This window comes from Buttiauxella sp. AC142 (assembly GCF_979253435.1).
Genome location: NZ_CEEDCH010000001.1, coordinates 1,344,869 through 1,363,717, shown reverse-complemented (window position 1 = coordinate 1,363,717; position 18,849 = coordinate 1,344,869). Strand labels below are relative to the sequence as shown.

Genomic DNA, 18,849 nt, shown 5'->3' with positions numbered 1-18,849 from the left:
ACCAACAAAAATGGCCCTCAACGAGGGCCATTTTTGTATCAGGCGTGGGCAATAGGTGTGGAATGTGGCCCCGCTTTGCGCAGCAGCATCAGTAAGTAAACAAACGCCACTCCGGCAATCATCACAAACAACAGGTTGTCCGAGTAGCTTTGCATCAGCATTGAGGTAAATGTTGGGCCAAGCAAACTGCCAACGGTATAACTTAATAACAGAGCCTGGTTCATTGCCACCAGTTGATGGTGCTCAACTTTTTCACAAGCCCAGGCCATTGCTACCGGATAAAGTGTAAACCCAGCCGCGCCCAGTACAAATAATGTTGGCCCCATTGCGGCATGAGTCAGCATTGCCATGCAACCCAAAATCACCACAAACACCTGAACTCGCAGCACCAACAAACGACCGAAACGATCGGCCAGGCGCCCTACCGGCCACTGGCCCACAATGCCTGCACTGACCATGACTGCCATCCAGAAACCAATGCCAGCATCACTCACCCCCTGATGGTTCAGGTATAACGGCATTAATCCGTAAAGCGAACCGAGAACAATCCCGGAAATAATGCAGCCGTTCACTCCAAGGCGGGCATGGCGCAGGCGAAGCATCGGCCAGACGGATGTCGCCTCCTGGTTTTCACTGCGATCGTTAACAATACGAGTGAACAACAGCGGAAGAATGGCGGTCAGAATAAGCGCGGTTACCCATGGCAGAACGCTGGCTAAATCCGTCGGCATTTTGCTTATCAGCAATTGGCCCAGCACGGTGCCAACGTAATAAACCATCATATATGCCGCCAGCAGGCGTCCACGATTACGTGAAGTCCCGCTGCACATGAGAGCACTTTCAACTACCACCCAAATCATCGCACAGCCAATACCGGCGATGAAACGCCACATCATCCAACTCCAGAAACCGGTCATTAAACCCAGACCGACACAGCCTGTGGCAAAAATCAGTGACGCAAGATAATAGCTACGGTTGAATCCGTAGCGTTTAATCAGCCACCCGGTAATCAATGTACCCAATAAGTTTCCGGTAAAATACGATGAACCCACCATCCCAACTTGCCAGGTAGGAAGATTTCCGTGAGCTAACCAGAGTGGAACCAGTGTATTTAAAACTGCTATCGCCAGGGTCAAAAGCATCAGACCACAGAGCAAAAGCATCACTGGTCGGGTATAGGTGGACATGTAAAAAACCGCGAGGAAGAGAATAATTTGTGCGCATCATGCCACTGGAAAAATGATTGTCAATCCAGCGCTGACGGGGCCTGGCACGATTTGAAAGCCGTCGATTTGAAAAACTTATCCAAGTGACAAGCGAAGTACAGCGCCAAAATGCTATGTCTCTGTTTTTGATAGCATCTGCAACTGTGAATCGAAGCGGATTAGATGAAAAATTTCATGGTGATTCAGATGACATTTTCTTATACGAGGGTAAAAAAAATGCGCCCGGAGGCGCATTTAATATTAGAAGTTGATTAACTGGCTATCGCCATGCCGACAGTCATATGCAAGCCATAGAAAACTCCGCGTCCGATAAGCTCTCCAGCAATCATCAGCACGAATGCAAACGTCAGGACTGCCGGGCTTGCCAGCCCACCTTTTAATTGTGGAACAATCCAGCAAATTAGTGCAGCAGAAAGCAGCAGCAATCGCCACGACATCAACGCACCGTATTGCGGCACGAGTGCTGATGCCTGCGCAATAGAACTGTGAATAGTTGCCAGTTCCGTGCTCTGTAACATCATAACGACTGCACTCGCCACAATCGCTAAGAGCGAAATAGCGGGAAGAAGACGCATTCCCCAGCCCGTTACGCCCGCAACACGCAGCAGTAAATAACCAAGAAGCGGGCCACCTATAAACATCGTCAGGAAGAAAGTGAGCGGCGTATAAACGCTATACCACGTTGGCACGGTATCAATCAGGTAAACCTTGCACATCATCCAGACGAAAAACACGCCCAGAATCATGGTCAGCACCATCCAGATTTTGCCCAATGCCTGAGGCATTTTGCCCAGCACGGTAACCAACCACCAGAAACCACCCACCGCAAAGAACACCGAGCCGCTGGCAATTTCATTACTTAATGCAGAATTACCGATACGATTAAGCGAGTTAAATGCGCGCAGCGGTGAACCAAGGTGCAGAACAGAGGCCATAAAGCCAATGCCCATCAGAACCCAAAGTACAATCATCGCCCAGTGCACGCGCTTTTGTAGTACGCGGTCTGAGATGCCAGTCAGCAACGCCAGCGCCATCACTATGAAACCACCTGCGACGCACTGCCCCAAAACCGTAAAGACCATTAACGGCCATTCATGCCATCCGTTACCCATCTCACACCTCCTTCGGGTTTGCCAGATAGCCGGTTTTATCCCCACAAGGGCGGCTGTTGGCGTTGGGTTTAATGACGATATTTGGTTTGGTGAAATGTGCTGACGGTAACGGAGCTATCGCTGCCTGTTCGCCATATTTCTCACGTAATTCTGCAATCGGAGCCATATCCAGCGCACGCAGCGGGCAAGATTCAACACAAATAGGTTTCTTCCCTTCAGCAATACGCGAGTAGCAACCATCGCATTTCGTCATGTGCCCTTTTTCTGCGTTGTACTGTGGCGCGCCATACGGGCAAGCCATATGGCAGTAGCGGCAACCAATGCACACGTCTTCGTTAACGACGACAAATCCGTCTTCGCGCTTGTGCATCGCGCCACTCGGGCAAACCTTGGTGCAAGCCGGGTCTTCGCAATGATTGCACGCAATCGAAAGATAATAGGCAAAGACGTTTTGCTGCCATACACCGTTGTCTTCCTGCCAGTCGCCACCCGCGTATTCATAAATGCGGCGGAAACTGACGTCCGGGCCTAAGTTTTTGTAATCTTTGCAAGCCAGCTCGCAGGTCTTGCAACCGGTGCAACGGCTGGAATCTATATAAAATCCGTATTGGGTTGTCATCAGCTATTCCTTACGCCTTCTCGACCTGGACGAGGTTACTGTGGGATGGGTTGCCTTTCGCCAGTGGCGATGGTCGCTGGGTAGTCAGCACGTTAATGCAACCAGCATGGTCCACTTTATTGGCATCAGGGCTATACCACGCCCCTTCCCCCATCGCGACAACACCGGGGATGATGCGCGGTGTCACTTTCGCGTTGATATGAACTTCACCACGTCCGTTGAAAATGCGGATCATGTCGCCGTTTTTGATCCCACGCTGTTGGGCGTCAATCGGGTTGATCCACATTTCCTGGCGGCAGGCGGCCTTCAACACTTCCACGTTGCCGTAGGTTGAGTGAGTACGCGCTTTATAGTGGAAACCGGTCATCTGTAATGGCCATTTCTCTGCCAAAGGATCGCCGTAGTTTTCAAAGCCAGCGCTGTAAACCGGCAAAGGATCGATGACATCTCCTTCGTTAAGTTGCCAGGTCGCGGCAATCTCAGCCAGTTGCTCAGAGTAAATTTCGATTTTCCCGGAAGGGGTCGTCAGTGGGTTGGCCGCCGGATCTTCACGGAAAGCTTTATAGGCAACGTGATGCCCTTCCGGGTCACGTTTCTTGAAGATGCCTTGCTTGCTGAATTCTTCGAAACTCGGGAGTTCAGGAATAGCTTCTTGCGATTGTTTGTACAAATGACGCATCCATTCTTCCTGGTTGCGACCTTCGGTAAATTGCTGCTCAACCCCCATACGTTTGGCGATTTCGCTGGTCATCTCATATATGGTTTTGCACTCAAAGCGTGGCTTGATGGCCTGACCTGCAAAAATCACGTAAGCCATGTTGCCGCAAGATGCATCAAGACAGAAATCCATCTGTTCAGAAGCGGTGCAATCTGGGAGCAAGATATCCGCATATTTCGCAGAAGAAGTCATGTGGTTGTCGATAACCACAATCATCTCGCATTTTTTGTCATCCTGAAGGATGTCATGGGTGCGGTTAATTTCAGAATGCTGGTTAATCAGACAGTTACTGGCATAGTTCCAGACCATTTTAATCGGCACATCGAGCTTATCTTTACCGCGCACACCATCGCGGGTCGCAGTCATTTCTGGGCCGCGTTCTATAGCATCCGTCCACAAGAACATCGAAATACTGGTTTGCACCGGGTTTTCCAGGGTCGGCATACGCACAAATGGCAGGCTGTAAGAACCTTCGCGTGCACCGCTGTTACCACCGTTGACTCCCACATTACCCGTCAGGATCGATAACATGGCGATTGCGCGCGATACCAGCTCGCCGTTTGAGTGGCGCTGAGGCCCCCATCCCTGGCTGATAAACGCGGGTTTAGCCGTGGCGATTTCACGAGCCAGTTGCACGATGCGCTCAGCAGGAATACCCGTGATTTTTGCTGCCCACTGCGGGGTTTTCGCTACACCATCAGCCCCTTCGCCGAGGATATAAGCCTTGTAATGGCCATTCGCCGGAGCCGTTTTTGGTAGCGTTTTTTCGTCATAACCGACGCAGTATTTATCGAGGAAAGGCTGGTCAACGAGATTTTCAGTGATCATCACCCAAGCCAGGGCGGAGATAAGAGCGGTATCTGTACCTGGACGAATTGGAATCCATTCATCTTCACGACCTGCACCGGTGTCGGTATAACGCGGGTCAATGATAATCATACGAGCATTAGATTTTTCACGCGCTTGCTCGAGGTAATAAGTCACCCCGCCGCCACTCATACGCGTTTCGCCCGGGTTATTCCCAAACAACACAACAAGTTTGCTGTTTTCAATATCAGACGGGCTATTGCCATCCGCCCAGCCGCCATAGGTATAGTTCAGGCCTGCGGCAATCTGCGCGGTAGAGTAATCACCATAATGATTTAGATAGCCACCGCAGCAGTTCATGAGGCGAGCAATAAGCGTGGAACCCGGTGGCCAGGAGCGAGTCATCGTGCCGCCCAACGTCCCTGTGCCGTAGTTCAGATAAATAGCTTCGTTGCCGTGTTCTTTGATAATGCCTTTCATGCTGTTGGCAATGGTATCGAAGGCTTCATCCCAACTGATTCGCTCAAACTTCCCTTCTCCACGAGCACCAACGCGTTTCATCGGGTATTTCAGGCGATCGGCATTATAGACGCGGCGACGCATTGAACGGCCTCGCAGGCAAGCGCGCACCTGGTGTAGACCTTCATAATCATCATTGCCGGTGTTGTCGGTCTCAACGTATTTGATTTCGCCATCGACCACATGCATGCGCAATGGGCAGCGGCTGCCACAGTTTACTGTGCAAGCGCTCCACACCACATTTTCAGCGGCACTGACCGTATCAGCGGCAGTTTGTGCGAAAGCCGTACGGCTAAAGGGGTGTGTTAATGCACCGCTCGCAGCTGCAAGCCCACCGATAGCCGTGGTTTTCACCAGCTTACGGCGGCTAACTTGTGCGCTCAGAACCGCATTAGAAGTTTTCTCTTTCATAATGACCCACTTGTATCGTGCTCACGTTTGAACAAGCTGGCAAAGGTTACTCAGGGAAATAGGCCCGCGTTTCCGTTGCTCAGCCAAAAAGAGAAAGGAGTGTCTTAATTTATGTCAGTCCCACGATTGGCTGCCCGGTTACATCATGTAACTTCAAACGGCGAAATGATAAGGGAACTGAATGAGTTGTATTCGTCATCATCACTCTCTTTCTGGAGGCAATGATACTCATATAGGGGTATTTGTTATTGCCTGGTATCAATAAAGGCAGATTATCTGTGGGAATGAGAATAATTACGGCATAAAAAAAGCGCCCTTAGGCGCTTTTCAGAGAGTAAAACAGTACTAATGTATTAGTCGCAATGATTAGCCGATGTACTCAAGACCTTTCATGTACGGACGTAGCACTTCTGGAATTTCGATACGTCCATCAGCTTGTTGGTAGTTTTCCAGTACCGCAACCAAAGTACGACCTACAGCCAAACCAGAACCGTTCAGGGTGTGTACCAGACGGGTTTTCTTGTCTGCTTTGCTACGGCAACGAGCCTGTAGACGACGCGCCTGGAAATCCCACATGTTTGAACAAGAAGAGATTTCACGGTAAGTGTCCTGCGCCGGCAACCAGACTTCGAGATCGTAGGTTTTAGCCGAGCCGAAACCGATATCACCACTGCACAGCAGCACTTTACGGTATGGCAGGCCCAACAATTGCAGCACTTTCTCTGCGTGTCCTGTCAGTTCTTCCAGTGCATCCATAGAATCTTCAGGGCGCACAATCTGAACCATTTCGACTTTATCGAACTGGTGCTGACGAATCAGACCGCGGGTATCACGACCGTAAGAACCCGCTTCTGAACGGAAGCATGGCGTATGAGCGGTCATTTTCAGCGGCAGAGATTCTTCATCAATAATCTCGTCACGCACCAGGTTGGTCAACGGCACTTCAGCGGTTGGGATCAACGCATAGTTGCTGCTGTCAGCCTCTTCATCCAATGGACGAGTATGGAACAAGTCGCCGCCAAATTTTGGCAACTGACCCGTACCGTACAACGTTTCTTGGTTCACCAGGTACGGGACATAGTTTTCAATGTAACCATGCTGTTCGGTGTGCAAATCGAGCATGAACTGGCTCAGTGCGCGATGCAGGCGAGCAATTTGCCCTTGCATCACAACAAAACGAGAGCCGGTCAGTTTAACCGCAGAAGCGAAATCCAGGCCTTTAGCCATTTCACCCAGCGTCACATGGTCACGCACTTCAAAATCGAATTTACGTGGCTCACCCCAGCGACTGATTTCAACGTTTTCGCTGTCGTCTTTACCCATCGGTACGCAATCGTCCGGGATGTTAGGCAGAGTCAGCGAGATATCACGGATTTCTGCCTGCAGGGCATCAAGTTCAGTTTTCGCCGCATCAAGTTCTTCACCGAGTTGGTTAACTTCCTGACGCAATGGCTCGATGTCCTCCCCGCGCGCTTTCGCCTGGCCGATGGATTTCGATCGCGAGTTACGCTCAGCCTGCAGATTTTCTGTTTTAACCTGCAATACTTTACGACGCTCTTCAAGGGAGCGCAGCGTTTCTACATCCAGCTTGAAGCCTCGGCGTGCCAGTTTTTCAGCGACTGCGTCTGGCTCTGTACGCAGTAGATTGGGATCGAGCATGCTTATCCTGTGCTTATCGAATTAAATGAAGGGGATAGCGGTCACAGCCTGCAACCGCAATGAATGATAGTCTTGCTAACCTTACCGCAACGCCTGAATTATCGGTAGCGTTTTGTCGGGCTATTTTGATCCTGTTCAGCAAGCCAGGCGAGCTTTTCACCAATCTTGCCCTCAAGACCTCTGTTTGTAGGCTGATAATAGCGTGTTTGTGCCATTTCCTGCGGGAAGTAAACTTCTCCGGAAGCATAAGCATTGGGTTCGTCATGAGCGTAGCGATACTCCTGACCATACCCCATTTCTTTCATCAGTTTGGTTGGCGCATTACGAAGATGAACGGGAACGTCGTAATCCGGGCGCTCACGGGCATCAGCCATTGCTGCCTTGAAAGCTTTGTAAACTGCATTACTTTTTGGCGCGCAAGCAAGATAAACAATAGCTTGTGCAATGGCGCGCTCCCCTTCTGCAGGGCCAACCCGCGTGAAGCAATCCCAGGCAGCGATAGCGACCTGCATACCACGTGGATCGGCATTGCCTACATCTTCGGACGCAATCGCTAACAAACGCCGGGCAACATATAAAGGATCGCCGCCTGCAGTAATAATGCGCGCATACCAGTAAAGTGCAGCATCCGGCGAGGAACCGCGTACTGACTTATGCAGCGCGGAAATCAGATCGTAGAAACGGTCGCCCTTGTTATCAAATCGCGCACTACGTTCACCTGCAATTTCGGTCAACAGCGCAATCTGTAGCACACGATTTCCACTCGCATCAATTTCGGCCATATCAGCCATCATTTCCAGCGTGTTCAGTGCGCGGCGAGCATCACCGTTGACCAGTTGAGCGATAGCCAGACGAGTTTCGTCCGGCAGGACAATATTCTGCCCTCCGTAGCCGCGAGCCGTGTCGTTCATCGCCTGATCGAGGACTTTTTCAATATCTTCAGTCGTCAGCGATTTGAGCAAATAAACCCGGGCGCGTGAAAGTAAAGCGGAGTTTAACTCGAATGAGGGATTTTCAGTGGTCGCGCCAATAAAGGTTATCGTGCCATCTTCAATATGCGGCAAGAAAGCATCTTGCTGGCTTTTGTTAAAGCGATGGACTTCGTCAACAAACAGAATCGTACGTCGCCCAGCATTACGACTCTGACGCGCACGCTCAATAGCCTCGCGGATTTCTTTTACACCGGAAGTAACAGCAGAGATTCGTTCTACATCTGCGTCCGCATAATGCGCAATGACTTCCGCAAGCGTGGTTTTACCGGTGCCTGGGGGGCCCCATAAAATCATCGAATGGAGATGCCCGGCTTCGATAGCTTTAGGAAGAGGTTTACCCGGAGCGAGAAGATGCTGCTGGCCGATATACTGCGCGAGGTTCTCCGGCCGCATACGCGCGGCCAGAGGCTGGAAGGTATTTTCAGAAAAATCGAGCGACAAGTTGCTCACTCATACCTCTACTTACGTTGGTCGTCCACCGTCACGCCTTTAGGCGGGGTAAACGTAAACTTGCTCATATCCACCGAGCCATTTTGCTGAGATTTCAACGCGTAGCTGCTGCGCTGATCGTCTTGCTCAATAGCACTGAACTGATGGATGGTTCCATCACGTCCAACGTTAATGGTGAATTGCTTGAGATTACCGGCGCTGGTTTTAGGCGTCAGAATAAAATCATCACCGTTTTGTTTGATGTTGTACTGCTGCCAGTCACTGCTTTGGTTGCGCGCAATCAGCATAAACGGAGTGTTACCAGTCGCATCTTTCAGCCAGGTGGCACTCACTTGCTCAACAAATGGGTTGTAGAACCACAATGTTTTCCCATCGGAAACCAGGACGCTTTCGTCTGGCTGAGTCATGTGCCAGTTGAATAAATTCGGGCGCTTAACCCACAGATCACCCTGACCTTCTTGCACTGCAGCGCCGCCACCGTCGGTGACTTTCTGTGTGAAACTTGCGTGGAAGCTACTGACTTTATCCAGACGCGTTTTCAGGTCGCCCGCGGCGTCAGCCCAGGCAGCAGTTGCGGTCAGAGCAGTCAATAAAGCACAAGTAATAGCGATTTTCTTCATTACGATCCCTTAAATTCATGCGCCACATAGCGACTGCACTGTGGCATTTCTGTTGCCCACTCTAGTGGAGAATTGCTTGGGAGCAACAGAAGAAAAAGCTGATTTTCCGCTAATTTACCCTTCTTTGCATAAAAGCCGCAACGGCGGCTCTAATGCAAAAAGTTACTCAAATGGCGGTGGTGCAAGCACTTCGCGATTACCGTTGTGACCTTGCGGACTCACGATCCCCTGCGCTTCCATCTGTTCAACAATACGGGCTGCACGGTTATAGCCAATGCGGAACTGACGCTGAACACCGGAAATAGACGCTTTACGTTTTTCAACCACGAAGGAAACTGCCTGATCAAACAGCGGATCAAGCTCTTCATCACCGTCAATCCCGCCACCTGCGCCGCCTTCACTTTCGCTATCGGAAGTGATACCCGTTATGTATTGTGGACGACCACGCGCTTTCCAGTCCTGAACCACAGCATGGACCTCCTGGTCACGGACAAACGCGCCATGAACACGTACCGGCAGCGTCGAGTTCGGCCCGGAATAAAGCATGTCACCCATTCCCAGCAGCGACTCAGCGCCACCTTGGTCAAGAATGGTTCGCGAGTCGATTTTGCTTGAGACGGTAAACGCCACACGCGTCGGGATGTTCGCTTTGATCAACCCTGTAATAACGTCAACGGATGGGCGCTGAGTGGCCAGCACCAGGTGAATACCCGCAGCACGCGCTTTCTGTGCCAGGCGAGCAATCAACTCTTCCACTTTCTTACCGACCGTCATCATCAGATCAGCAAATTCATCAACCAACACAACGATATACGGCAGCTTTTCAAGCATTGGATGGGAAACTTCCATGCTGTCGCCGGGTTTCCAGAATGGATCTGGAATTGGACGACCCATGCGTTCAGCTTCCAGCACACGTTCGTTGTAACCTGCCAGATTTCGAACGCCCAGAGCAGACATCAGTTTGTAGCGGCGTTCCATTTCGTTCACGCTCCAGCGCAATGCATTGGCCGCATCTTTCATATCCGTTACGACTTCCGTTAACAGATGTGGGATGCCTTCATACACTGACAACTCAAGCATTTTCGGGTCGATCATAATAAAGCGCACTTCTTCAGGCGTCGCTTTATACAACATGCTGAGGATCATGGCGTTCACGCCAACAGACTTACCGGACCCGGTTGTACCCGCAACCAGCAAGTGTGGCATTTTCGCCAGATCGGCAATCACCGGTTCGCCACCGATATCTTTACCCAGGACGACCGTTAACGGAGAAGCACTTTCGCGGAACTTAGCGCAGTCGAGAACTTCGCGCAGGTAAACGGTCTGGCGTTTTTTGTTTGGTAACTCAAGGCCCACATAGGGTTTGCCTGGAATAACTTCAACGACACGCACCGCAACCGTTGATAACGAGCGCGCGAGGTCGCGAGACAAGTTAGAAATGCGAGCGGCTTTAACACCTGGCGCTAAATCCAGCTCGAAACGGGTGATAACCGGGCCTGGAGAGTAATCCACCACATCGGCTTTAATCCGGTAATCGGCAAGACGAGCTTCCACCAGGCGAGCCATTTGCTCTAACGCGAAGGTGTCAATCGGCTCCACTTCTGCTGGCGGTGAGGTCAACAAGTCCAGCGATGGCAATGGCGTTGTTGGACGCTGCCGTGGACGATCGTCCCCATTACGCATCAGGAATGGATGAATCAAACTTTCTTGTACCGGAGGTGCTGCAACAGGAGCAGGTGCTGGCGGTTGCTGCTGCACATGCGACTGCGGCGCGGCTTGCCAACTTTGCGGTTGCTGAACAGGAGCTGGTGCTTCAACCGGACTCGGCGTAAATAATGGCTCGCTCGGGCCATCATCGACTAACGTTTTCATTGGTGAGAAATCAAAATCATCCAGTGAGAACGGCACATTATTTGGCTGTTGCTGTGTTGGTTGCTGTTGTTCCGCGGAGTAACGCTGTTGCTGCTGCGCTGCAAACTGGCGAGCTAATTCTGCCTGTTCAGCCTCTGCTTCATCTTGCTGTGTCGCATCGTCTTCATACTCTTCACCATAACGCCGCTGTTGCTGGGCCGCGAACTGGCGAGCGAGTTCCTGCTGTTCCATTTCCTCGGCATCGTCAGCATAGTCGTCTTCGATATCCATCCCGCCCTGGCGACGCGCTTCTTCTTCAGCCATTCGCTGAGAAGGCAACTTGATGCCATAGGACGCAAGCTCACGACGAGTCGGTACGCGCACACGATTTGGACGTGGCAACTGCGGGCCAATCCCCTCTTTAACCTGAGGACGAGGCGCGTCGCTGGCAATACTAAACACCGGGCTAAACGCTGCCGCAACACCTGCGACTTTTGCAGCATCTTTAACACCTTGCGGAATATCCGGGGCTGGCACGATCGGAATTTCCGGCATTACGCTGGACATCCCCTGAGGCATAGCCGGTGGTTCAATCCGCGAAGCGTCCGTAGAACTTGTTGATGCAAAAGCTGGAGAACTGTCATAGCCATAAGGGTCAGGCTTAGGTTCGTTTACCGGCTGATACCAGGCTGCCAGTTGCTCACGTTCACGCGCACGACGCTCTTCGACTTCTTCGAAATGGTACAGCGGCGGGCGAACGGCGGGTTTGAATTCTTCAACAGGCTCAGGCTGAACAACAGGCTCTGGAGCCTCTGGTTCATAGTAAGCCGGTTCAACAAAAGGTTGCTCCGCAGCCGGTTCTGACCAATGGCTGGTGACTTGCTGCGGATGCTGCTGCGGATTTTGTTGCGCAGAATATTGCGGATGATATTGATCCGTCGCGCGAGGCGCGTCGTAACTTTCAGGCGCAGGCGCAATAACGGGTTCAGGCGTCATCGTAGTAGGCGCAGGTTCCCAGGCAATAGCGGGATGGTGATCCACTTCTGGTGCCGGAGCAGCTACTGGTGATACGGTCGCGGTTGGCATAACGGGAGCGGCATAGGCAGGGTTCGCCATTGCAGCGGCGGCAGTTGCCGCAACCGGGGCAACGATAGACTGCCCGTGTAATAACGGATCGTATTCGTCGCTTTCAGGTAGTGTTGCTTTATTCCCTGAGAACAAAACGTCGTCCTCAGGCAGCGTCGCTTTATTTCCCGAGAATAAAACGTCATCTTCCGCATCATCCATACGCTTACCAGAAAACAGCGCAGTGTCTGTTTTACGCGCGTTAGGATTGGAGAATTTCTCAGATATACGCTGCTTACGTGCTAATGCACCACGCAAAATACGCGCACGACGAGACTCACGCTTTTCCACTTCCGGAGCGTGCTCATCACCATGCTCTTCATCTTCGTAGTCGTAATCATCGTCTTGCCAGGTGTTATCCCGGCGCGTACGGTTACTGGCAAAAGTCAGCACGCTTAATGTCGCACTGCCAATTTTCTCTGCAATACTGACCCAGGACCAGCCGGTAAACAGGGTTAAACCTGCCGCCCAAACGCACAACAAGGCAATTGTGCCGCCGCTACTATTAAGCAAAGGCATCATCGCGGTGCTGAGCAAACTCCCTATCACGCCACCTGAGGCAAAGTACCAAATATCATCTGCGTTTATCGCCGCCAGGCCACAGGCCGTAAGTACCATTGCCAATACACCAATCAGGCGTAAGGAAACGGCAAAGTAATCAACAAACTCTTCGCTATCACGGTTACGGAAGGTGAACCAACACGCACCAATAATGATTACCGGGATGGTGTAGGCCATCACGCCAAAGATGAATAGCAGAGTATCGGCCAGCCACGCACCTGGCATTCCACCCAGGTTATGGATAGGTTCGTGCCATGCGGTTTGTGACCAACTCGGATCGGAAGGATTAAAACTGAGCAACGCCACCATCAAATAGACGGCAAAAATGGCAACAAGAAGCAGTAACGCCTCTAATGCACGACGCCCGCTGCTGAGTTTCCTCAATGTAACTTCTTTTTCTTCGGTGTATTCCTGGCTCAAGTAAGACTCTCCAGGTCCTTAAAAAATATGGAGAGCAACAGTGCCGGGCATTCCCGGCACTGTTGCTGTATGAATTACCAGGAGTGTAACCAAAATACGCAGATTTTGCACCTGGCCCGTGTTAACGGGTCTTAATAACCAGACGATTGCTCTGTTTGACCTCTTCCATCACTACATACGTACGGGTATCGTTCACACCCGGCAGTCGCAACAAGGTTTCGCCTAGTAATTTGCGGTACGCAGACATATCAGGTACACGGGTTTTCAACAGGTAGTCGAAATCGCCGGATACCAAATGACATTCTTGAATTTCTTCAAGTTTCTGAACTGCGGCGTTAAATTGCTCAAACACATCCGGGGCGCCACGATTCAGAGTAATCTCAACAAAAACCAGAAGTGATGCATCCAGATAATGCGGGTTCAACAGAGCGGTGTAGCCCTGAATGAAACCCTGTCGTTCCAGACGACGCACGCGCTCAAGGCACGGAGTCGGTGAAAGCCCTACTCGCTTCGAAAGCTCGACGTTGGAAATACGTCCGTCCTTCTGCAGTTCATTCAGAATGTTACGATCGATGCGGTCGAGATCTTTGCCAGGGCGCTTCTTACTATCTACCATTATTATTGTCTCTCTTTGTTCCTTCCTTCACCTGCCATAACCCGGTCAACGTCAATGTTCCGAGTGTACGTGAGAAGACCGGTGCCCAATGGCCGCTATCGACATCACTCATGGCGTCTGTCCACGCCATGAGTAGATTTCAATAACCCGGTAAAATTGCATCAGGTATGCGTGATTATTTTACTGCTCTCACACCAAATGTTTTTCTTCCTCGAATGTTTTCGCAAATGCTTAGCGGATTGTCAAAGCAAAACATCGAAAATTAGTGGAACGTGCCATATATCCCGGCGACTTGACGATTATTCATCACTTTAGTGGCGTGACTAATTACCCTGTTCTGATGGATTTCTATGCGCTTTCTATTCATTTGCATAGATTGATTGAACACGACTATTGCACATATCGTTAACACTATTACCCATCACCACCGTTGTACCCTTTTTTTAACCCGCCAAATTCCCTACAATCCCTCGATTGACTGCCAACGAACAATGAGGATCTCATGGGCACCGCTAAACACAGTAAATTGCTAATTCTTGGCTCCGGCCCTGCGGGCTATACCGCTGCAGTCTACGCGGCTCGCGCTAACCTCAAGCCCGTTTTGATTACCGGGATGGAAAAAGGTGGCCAGTTGACCACAACAACTGAAGTTGAGAACTGGCCTGGCGATCCTAATGACCTGACAGGCCCAGCGTTGATGGAGCGCATGCACGAACATGCGACCAAATTCGAAACAGAAATTCTGTTCGATCACATTTCTAAAGTGGATTTGCAAAACCGTCCGTTCCGTCTGACAGGCGACAGCGGCGAATACACCTGTGACGCGTTAATTATCGCCACGGGTGCTTCTGCTCGTTATTTGGGTCTGCCTTCCGAAGAGGCGTTCAAAGGCCGTGGCGTTTCTGCCTGCGCAACGTGTGACGGTTTCTTCTATCGCAATCAAAAAGTTGCGGTTATCGGCGGGGGTAACACTGCGGTTGAAGAAGCACTTTATCTGGCAAATATTGCCTCTGAGGTGCACCTGATTCACCGCCGCGATAGCTTCCGCGCCGAGAAAATCCTCATCAATCGTTTGATGGAGAAAGTGAAGAACGGCAATATCGTGCTGCACACTAACCGCACGCTCGATGAAGTAACCGGTGACCAGATGGGTGTGAGCGGTCTGCGTCTGCGCGATGCACACAATACTGACCAGACTGAAGAGTTAGAAGTTGCAGGTCTGTTCGTCGCAATCGGACACAGCCCGAACACCGGAATTTTCGCCGACCAGCTCGAGCTGGAAAACGGCTACATCAAAGTGCAGTCCGGTATTCACGGCAACGCAACACAAACCAGCATCCCTGGCGTGTTCGCGGCAGGCGACGTCATGGATCATATCTATCGCCAGGCGATTACCTCTGCAGGCACGGGTTGTATGGCTGCACTGGATGCCGAGCGCTACCTGGACGGTCTGGCCGAACAGAATAAGTAACTCTCGTAATCCATAGCGACAGTTTGAAGATACGTAAAGGCGACTGAATAAGTCGCCTTTCTTTTGTCTGCGTTGTAACATTGCCCGCAAATTTTGCCTGATAATTCATCATTTACCTGCACTGGCAACCATGAATAAAACCCGTCAACAAGAACTTAGCCGTTGGCTAAAACAACAAAGCATTATTTCGCGCCGCTGGTTAGGGCTTTCCCGCGTTTTGGGTTTGATCAGTGGACTTTTAATTGTTGCTCAAGCCTGGCTTTTAGCCCGGATGTTGCAGCACATGATCATGGAAAACATTCCTCGCGAAGCGCTGCTTCTGCTTTTTGTCATCCTGATACTGATTTTTGTATTGCGCGCATGGGTGGTTTGGCTGCGTGAAAAAGCGGGTTTCTACGCCGGGTTGCACATACGGCAAGAAATTCGGCGCAAAGTGCTCGACCGCGTTCATGAGGCTGGCCCCGCCTGGATTCAGGGCAAGCCTGTGGGCAGTTGGGCTACGCTTGTGCTGGAACAAATTGAAGATATGCACGATTACTATGCCCGCTATCTGCCGCAAATGTCGCTTGCGGTGATGGTTCCGGTGCTGATTTTGATCGTGATTTTCCCGTCTAATTGGGTTGCCGCGCTGATTCTGCTGTGTACAGCACCACTGATCCCGCTGTTTATGGCGATGGTAGGGATGGGAGCCGCAGATGCTAACCGTCGTAACTTCCAGGCACTGGCGCGTCTGAGCGGCCATTTCCTTGACCGTCTGCGCGGCATGGAAACGTTGCGCTTGTTCAATCGTGGAAATGCCGAAACCGAGAATATTCGTGCGGCTTCTCAGGATTTCCGCCAGCGGACAATGGAAGTCTTGCGCCTCGCATTTCTGTCTTCAGGCGTATTGGAATTCTTTGCCTCGCTATCCATCGCAGTCGTCGCGGTTTACTTCGGCTTCTCTTATTTAGGCGAGTTGAATTTTGGCCATTACAGCACTGGCGTAACCCTATTTGCTGGTTTCCTGGCTTTGATTCTGGCTCCTGAATTTTTCCAACCGTTACGCGATTTAGGCACTTTTTATCATGCAAAAGCGCAGGCCGTCGGTGCAGCGGATAGCCTGATGACTTTCCTTGATGCCCCGCTACAACAGCGTAAACAAGGTTGTGCACGGTTCAACAATAACGAACCTGTCAGCATCGAAGCGCGTGATTTGGTGATTCTTTCGACCGAAGAGAAAGCACTCGCCGGCCCGCTGAACTTCACCCTTTCTGCCGGGCAGCGCGTGGTGCTGGTGGGGCAAAGTGGTGCAGGGAAAAGCTCTCTGCTTAATGTGATATCTGGATTTTTACCTTACCAGGGTCAGCTTTTGGTCAACGGGGTTGAGCTTTCAGAGCTGGACCCAAAATGGTGGCGCGAACAACTGAGTTGGGTCGGACAAAACCCGCAACTCCCCGCCCCCACTATTCGTGAGAACGTGCTTTTAGCGATGCCTGATGCCAACGCCGAACAACTAGCCGCTGCGTTAGAAAAAGCCTCAGTCAATGAATTCCTGCCACTGTTACCGCAAGGGATTGATACACCATTAGGTGAATCAGCAGCACGCTTATCCGTCGGACAAGCACAACGAGTTGCCGTCGCGCGCGCCTTATTAATGCCATGTGGATTGTTATTGCTCGATGAACCTGCCGCAAGCCTGGACGCCCATAGCGAACAGCGTGTAATGGAAGCGTTGGGCAATGCCTCCCGACAGCAAACCACCCTGATGGTGACGCACCAGTTAGATTACATCAACGATTGGGACGAGGTTTGGGTGATGCGTGATGGACGTATCGTGCAACAAGGAAATTACGCAACGCTGGCCTCTCAGGAAGGCCCGTTTGCAACGTTACTGACTCATCGCCAGGAGGAAATTTAATGCGCGCGCTACTCCCCTATCTTGCGCTTTATTGCCGCCATAAATGGTTACTGATGCTGGGCGTTGTGCTGGCGATTATTACTCTCTTAGCCAGTATCGGGCTGCTGACACTATCAGGCTGGTTCCTCTCCGCCGCATCGGTAGTCGGCGTGGCCGGCATTTATAGCTTCAACTACATGTTGCCTGCCGCAGGTGTTCGCGGCGGCGCGATTACCCGTACCGCGGGCCGTTATTTTGAGCGACTGGTGAGCCACGATGCGACTTTCCGCGTTCTCCAGCACTTACGAGTTTCCACCTTTAGCAAATTGCTACCACTCTCCCCTGCCGGGTTGGCTCGTTTTCGCCAGGGTGAGTTGCTTAACCGTCTGGTCGCCGATGTTGATACCTTAGACCACCTCTATCTGCGCGTAATTTCACCTCTTGTCGGTGCATTTGTCGTGATTGTGGTCGTCACGTTCGGATTAAGCTGGCTGGATGTGCACCTGGCGCTCACGCTCGGCGGCATTTTATTGGCTACATTAGTTCTGCTGCCACCCGTGTTCTATTTTGCGGGCAGAAAAACCGGTGAAGCGATTACCGTACAACGGGGGCAATATCGCCAGCAGCTTACAGCCTGGCTACAGGGCCACGCGGAACTGACCATTTTCGGTGCGACACAACGTTATCGCCAGCAGCTTGAAGCGAGCGAAGACAACTGGCAAGAAGCGCAACGCCGCCAGGCTGAACTTACGGCATTGTCGCAGGCAGTTATGCTACTGGTTAGCGGAATCGCCGTCATTCTGATGCTGTGGATGGCCGCCGCAGGTGTGGGTGGAAATACTACGCCAGGTGCGCTGATAGCATTGTTTGTGTTCTGTGCACTCGCCTCGTTTGAAGCACTGGCTCCCGTCACCGGGTCGTTTCAGCATTTGGGGCAAGTGATTGCTTCGGCCTTGCGCGTGACTGAAATTACCAGCCAGAAACCCGAGGTCATTTTCACCGAGAAAACTCATGCCGTACCTGAGCGTGTGGCACTGGAGATTCACAACCTCAGCTTCACTTATCCCGAACAGTCACAAATGGCGCTGCGTGATATTTCGTTGCAGGTTGAAGCCGGTCAACACGTCGCTATTTTGGGTCGAACCGGGTGCGGAAAATCGACACTGCTACAGTTGCTGACCCGCGCCTGGGAACCCCAGCAGGGCGAAATTCGTCTTAATGGTGAAGCGCTCAGCCAATTCGATGAAACGGCTTTACGTACTTCAACCAGCGTCGTGTCACAGCGTGTGCATTTGTTCAGCGCCACACTGCGCGACAATCTTCTACTCGCCGCACCTGACGCCGGCGATGATGAGCTGAAGCAGGTTCTGATCCGCGTGGGTCTGGAGAAGTTGTTAGACGATTCAGGTCTTAATAGTTGGTTGGGTGAAGGTGGCCGCCAGCTTTCTGGTGGCGAACTGCGCCGCCTGGCCATTGCCCGTGCGTTATTACATGATGCTCCGCTGTTCTTGCTCGATGAACCGACCGAAGGTCTGGATGCAGAAACTGAGCGTCAAATACTTGATTTACTGGCAGAAGTGACCAAAGAGAAAACCGTCTTAATGGTCACTCATCGCCTGCGCGGATTGGCTGATTTCGACAACATAATTGTGATGGACAACGGGCAAATTATTGAGCAAGGTAATCACGCAGATTTGATGGCTAGCGCGGGTCGTTATTATCATTTTCATCAGCGTTTGTAGCCTTTGTAATTGGTCTATTATCAATAATTATTGCTAGCCGTGGAGCCGTGTCGT

At 51.4% G+C, this 18,849-nt stretch carries 12 protein-coding genes; 3 read left to right on the top strand and 9 right to left on the bottom strand.

Features of this window, described 5'->3' with window-relative positions; all coding sequences use genetic code 11:
• Positions 1 to 38: 38 nt before the first annotated feature.
• The 9 genes from AC0IWZ_RS06175 to lrp form a co-directional block, all read right to left on the bottom strand.
• A complete protein-coding gene (locus AC0IWZ_RS06175; RefSeq protein ID WP_471677827.1) occupies positions 39 to 1,187 on the bottom strand; it encodes an MFS transporter in 1,149 nt (382 codons plus the stop codon).
• Positions 1,188 to 1,477: 290 nt separating this feature from the next.
• On the bottom strand, positions 1,478 to 2,338 hold the full coding sequence (locus AC0IWZ_RS06170) for a dimethyl sulfoxide reductase anchor subunit family protein (protein WP_410372152.1): 861 nt from the start codon (positions 2,336 to 2,338) through the stop codon (positions 1,478 to 1,480).
• A gap of 1 nt (position 2,339) precedes the next feature.
• Positions 2,340 to 2,957: a DMSO/selenate family reductase complex B subunit gene (locus AC0IWZ_RS06165; RefSeq protein ID WP_034494312.1), complete on the bottom strand. Its 618-nt coding sequence runs from the start codon at positions 2,955 to 2,957 to the stop codon at positions 2,340 to 2,342.
• Positions 2,958 to 2,967: 10 nt separating this feature from the next.
• Positions 2,968 to 5,412 carry a dimethylsulfoxide reductase subunit A gene (gene dmsA / locus AC0IWZ_RS06160; RefSeq protein ID WP_471677828.1) on the bottom strand — a complete coding sequence of 815 codons (2,445 nt, stop codon included), beginning with the start codon at positions 5,410 to 5,412 and terminating at the stop codon, positions 2,968 to 2,970.
• Between the two features lie 366 nt (positions 5,413 to 5,778).
• Positions 5,779 to 7,071, bottom strand: a complete 1,293-nt coding sequence (serS, locus tag AC0IWZ_RS06155; protein WP_471677829.1) for a serine--tRNA ligase — start codon at positions 7,069 to 7,071, stop codon at positions 5,779 to 5,781.
• 98 nt (positions 7,072 to 7,169) lie between these two features.
• The gene (locus AC0IWZ_RS06150; protein WP_034494307.1) at positions 7,170 to 8,513 is read right to left on the bottom strand and encodes a replication-associated recombination protein A; all 1,344 of its coding nucleotides are present in this window, start codon (positions 8,511 to 8,513) and stop codon (positions 7,170 to 7,172) included.
• An 8-nt stretch (positions 8,514 to 8,521) separates the two neighbouring features.
• Positions 8,522 to 9,133: an outer membrane lipoprotein periplasmic chaperone LolA gene (gene lolA, locus AC0IWZ_RS06145; protein ID WP_034494305.1), complete on the bottom strand. Its 612-nt coding sequence runs from the start codon at positions 9,131 to 9,133 to the stop codon at positions 8,522 to 8,524.
• A 162-nt stretch (positions 9,134 to 9,295) separates the two neighbouring features.
• On the bottom strand, positions 9,296 to 13,090 hold the full coding sequence (locus tag AC0IWZ_RS06140; RefSeq protein WP_471677830.1) for a DNA translocase FtsK 4TM domain-containing protein: 3,795 nt from the start codon (positions 13,088 to 13,090) through the stop codon (positions 9,296 to 9,298).
• A 121-nt stretch (positions 13,091 to 13,211) separates the two neighbouring features.
• Entirely contained in the window at positions 13,212 to 13,706 is a 495-nt protein-coding gene (gene lrp / locus AC0IWZ_RS06135) for a leucine-responsive transcriptional regulator Lrp (RefSeq protein WP_000228469.1), read from the bottom strand.
• Positions 13,707 to 14,208: 502 nt separating this feature from the next.
• On the opposite strand from lrp, the gene trxB reads away from it, so the two are divergent.
• From trxB to cydC, 3 genes are all read left to right on the top strand, one after another.
• Complete coding sequence (gene trxB / locus AC0IWZ_RS06130; protein ID WP_034494301.1) at positions 14,209 to 15,177, top strand: thioredoxin-disulfide reductase; 969 nt, start codon at positions 14,209 to 14,211, stop codon at positions 15,175 to 15,177.
• Between the two features lie 130 nt (positions 15,178 to 15,307).
• The gene (gene cydD, locus AC0IWZ_RS06125) at positions 15,308 to 17,074 is read left to right on the top strand and encodes a heme ABC transporter permease/ATP-binding protein CydD (protein ID WP_471677832.1); all 1,767 of its coding nucleotides are present in this window, start codon (positions 15,308 to 15,310) and stop codon (positions 17,072 to 17,074) included.
• Entirely contained in the window at positions 17,074 to 18,795 is a 1,722-nt protein-coding gene (gene cydC / locus AC0IWZ_RS06120; RefSeq protein ID WP_471677833.1) for a heme ABC transporter ATP-binding protein/permease CydC, read from the top strand. The genes cydD and cydC overlap by 1 nt, the downstream gene beginning before the upstream one ends.
• The last annotated feature ends 54 nt before the right edge of the window (positions 18,796 to 18,849 follow it).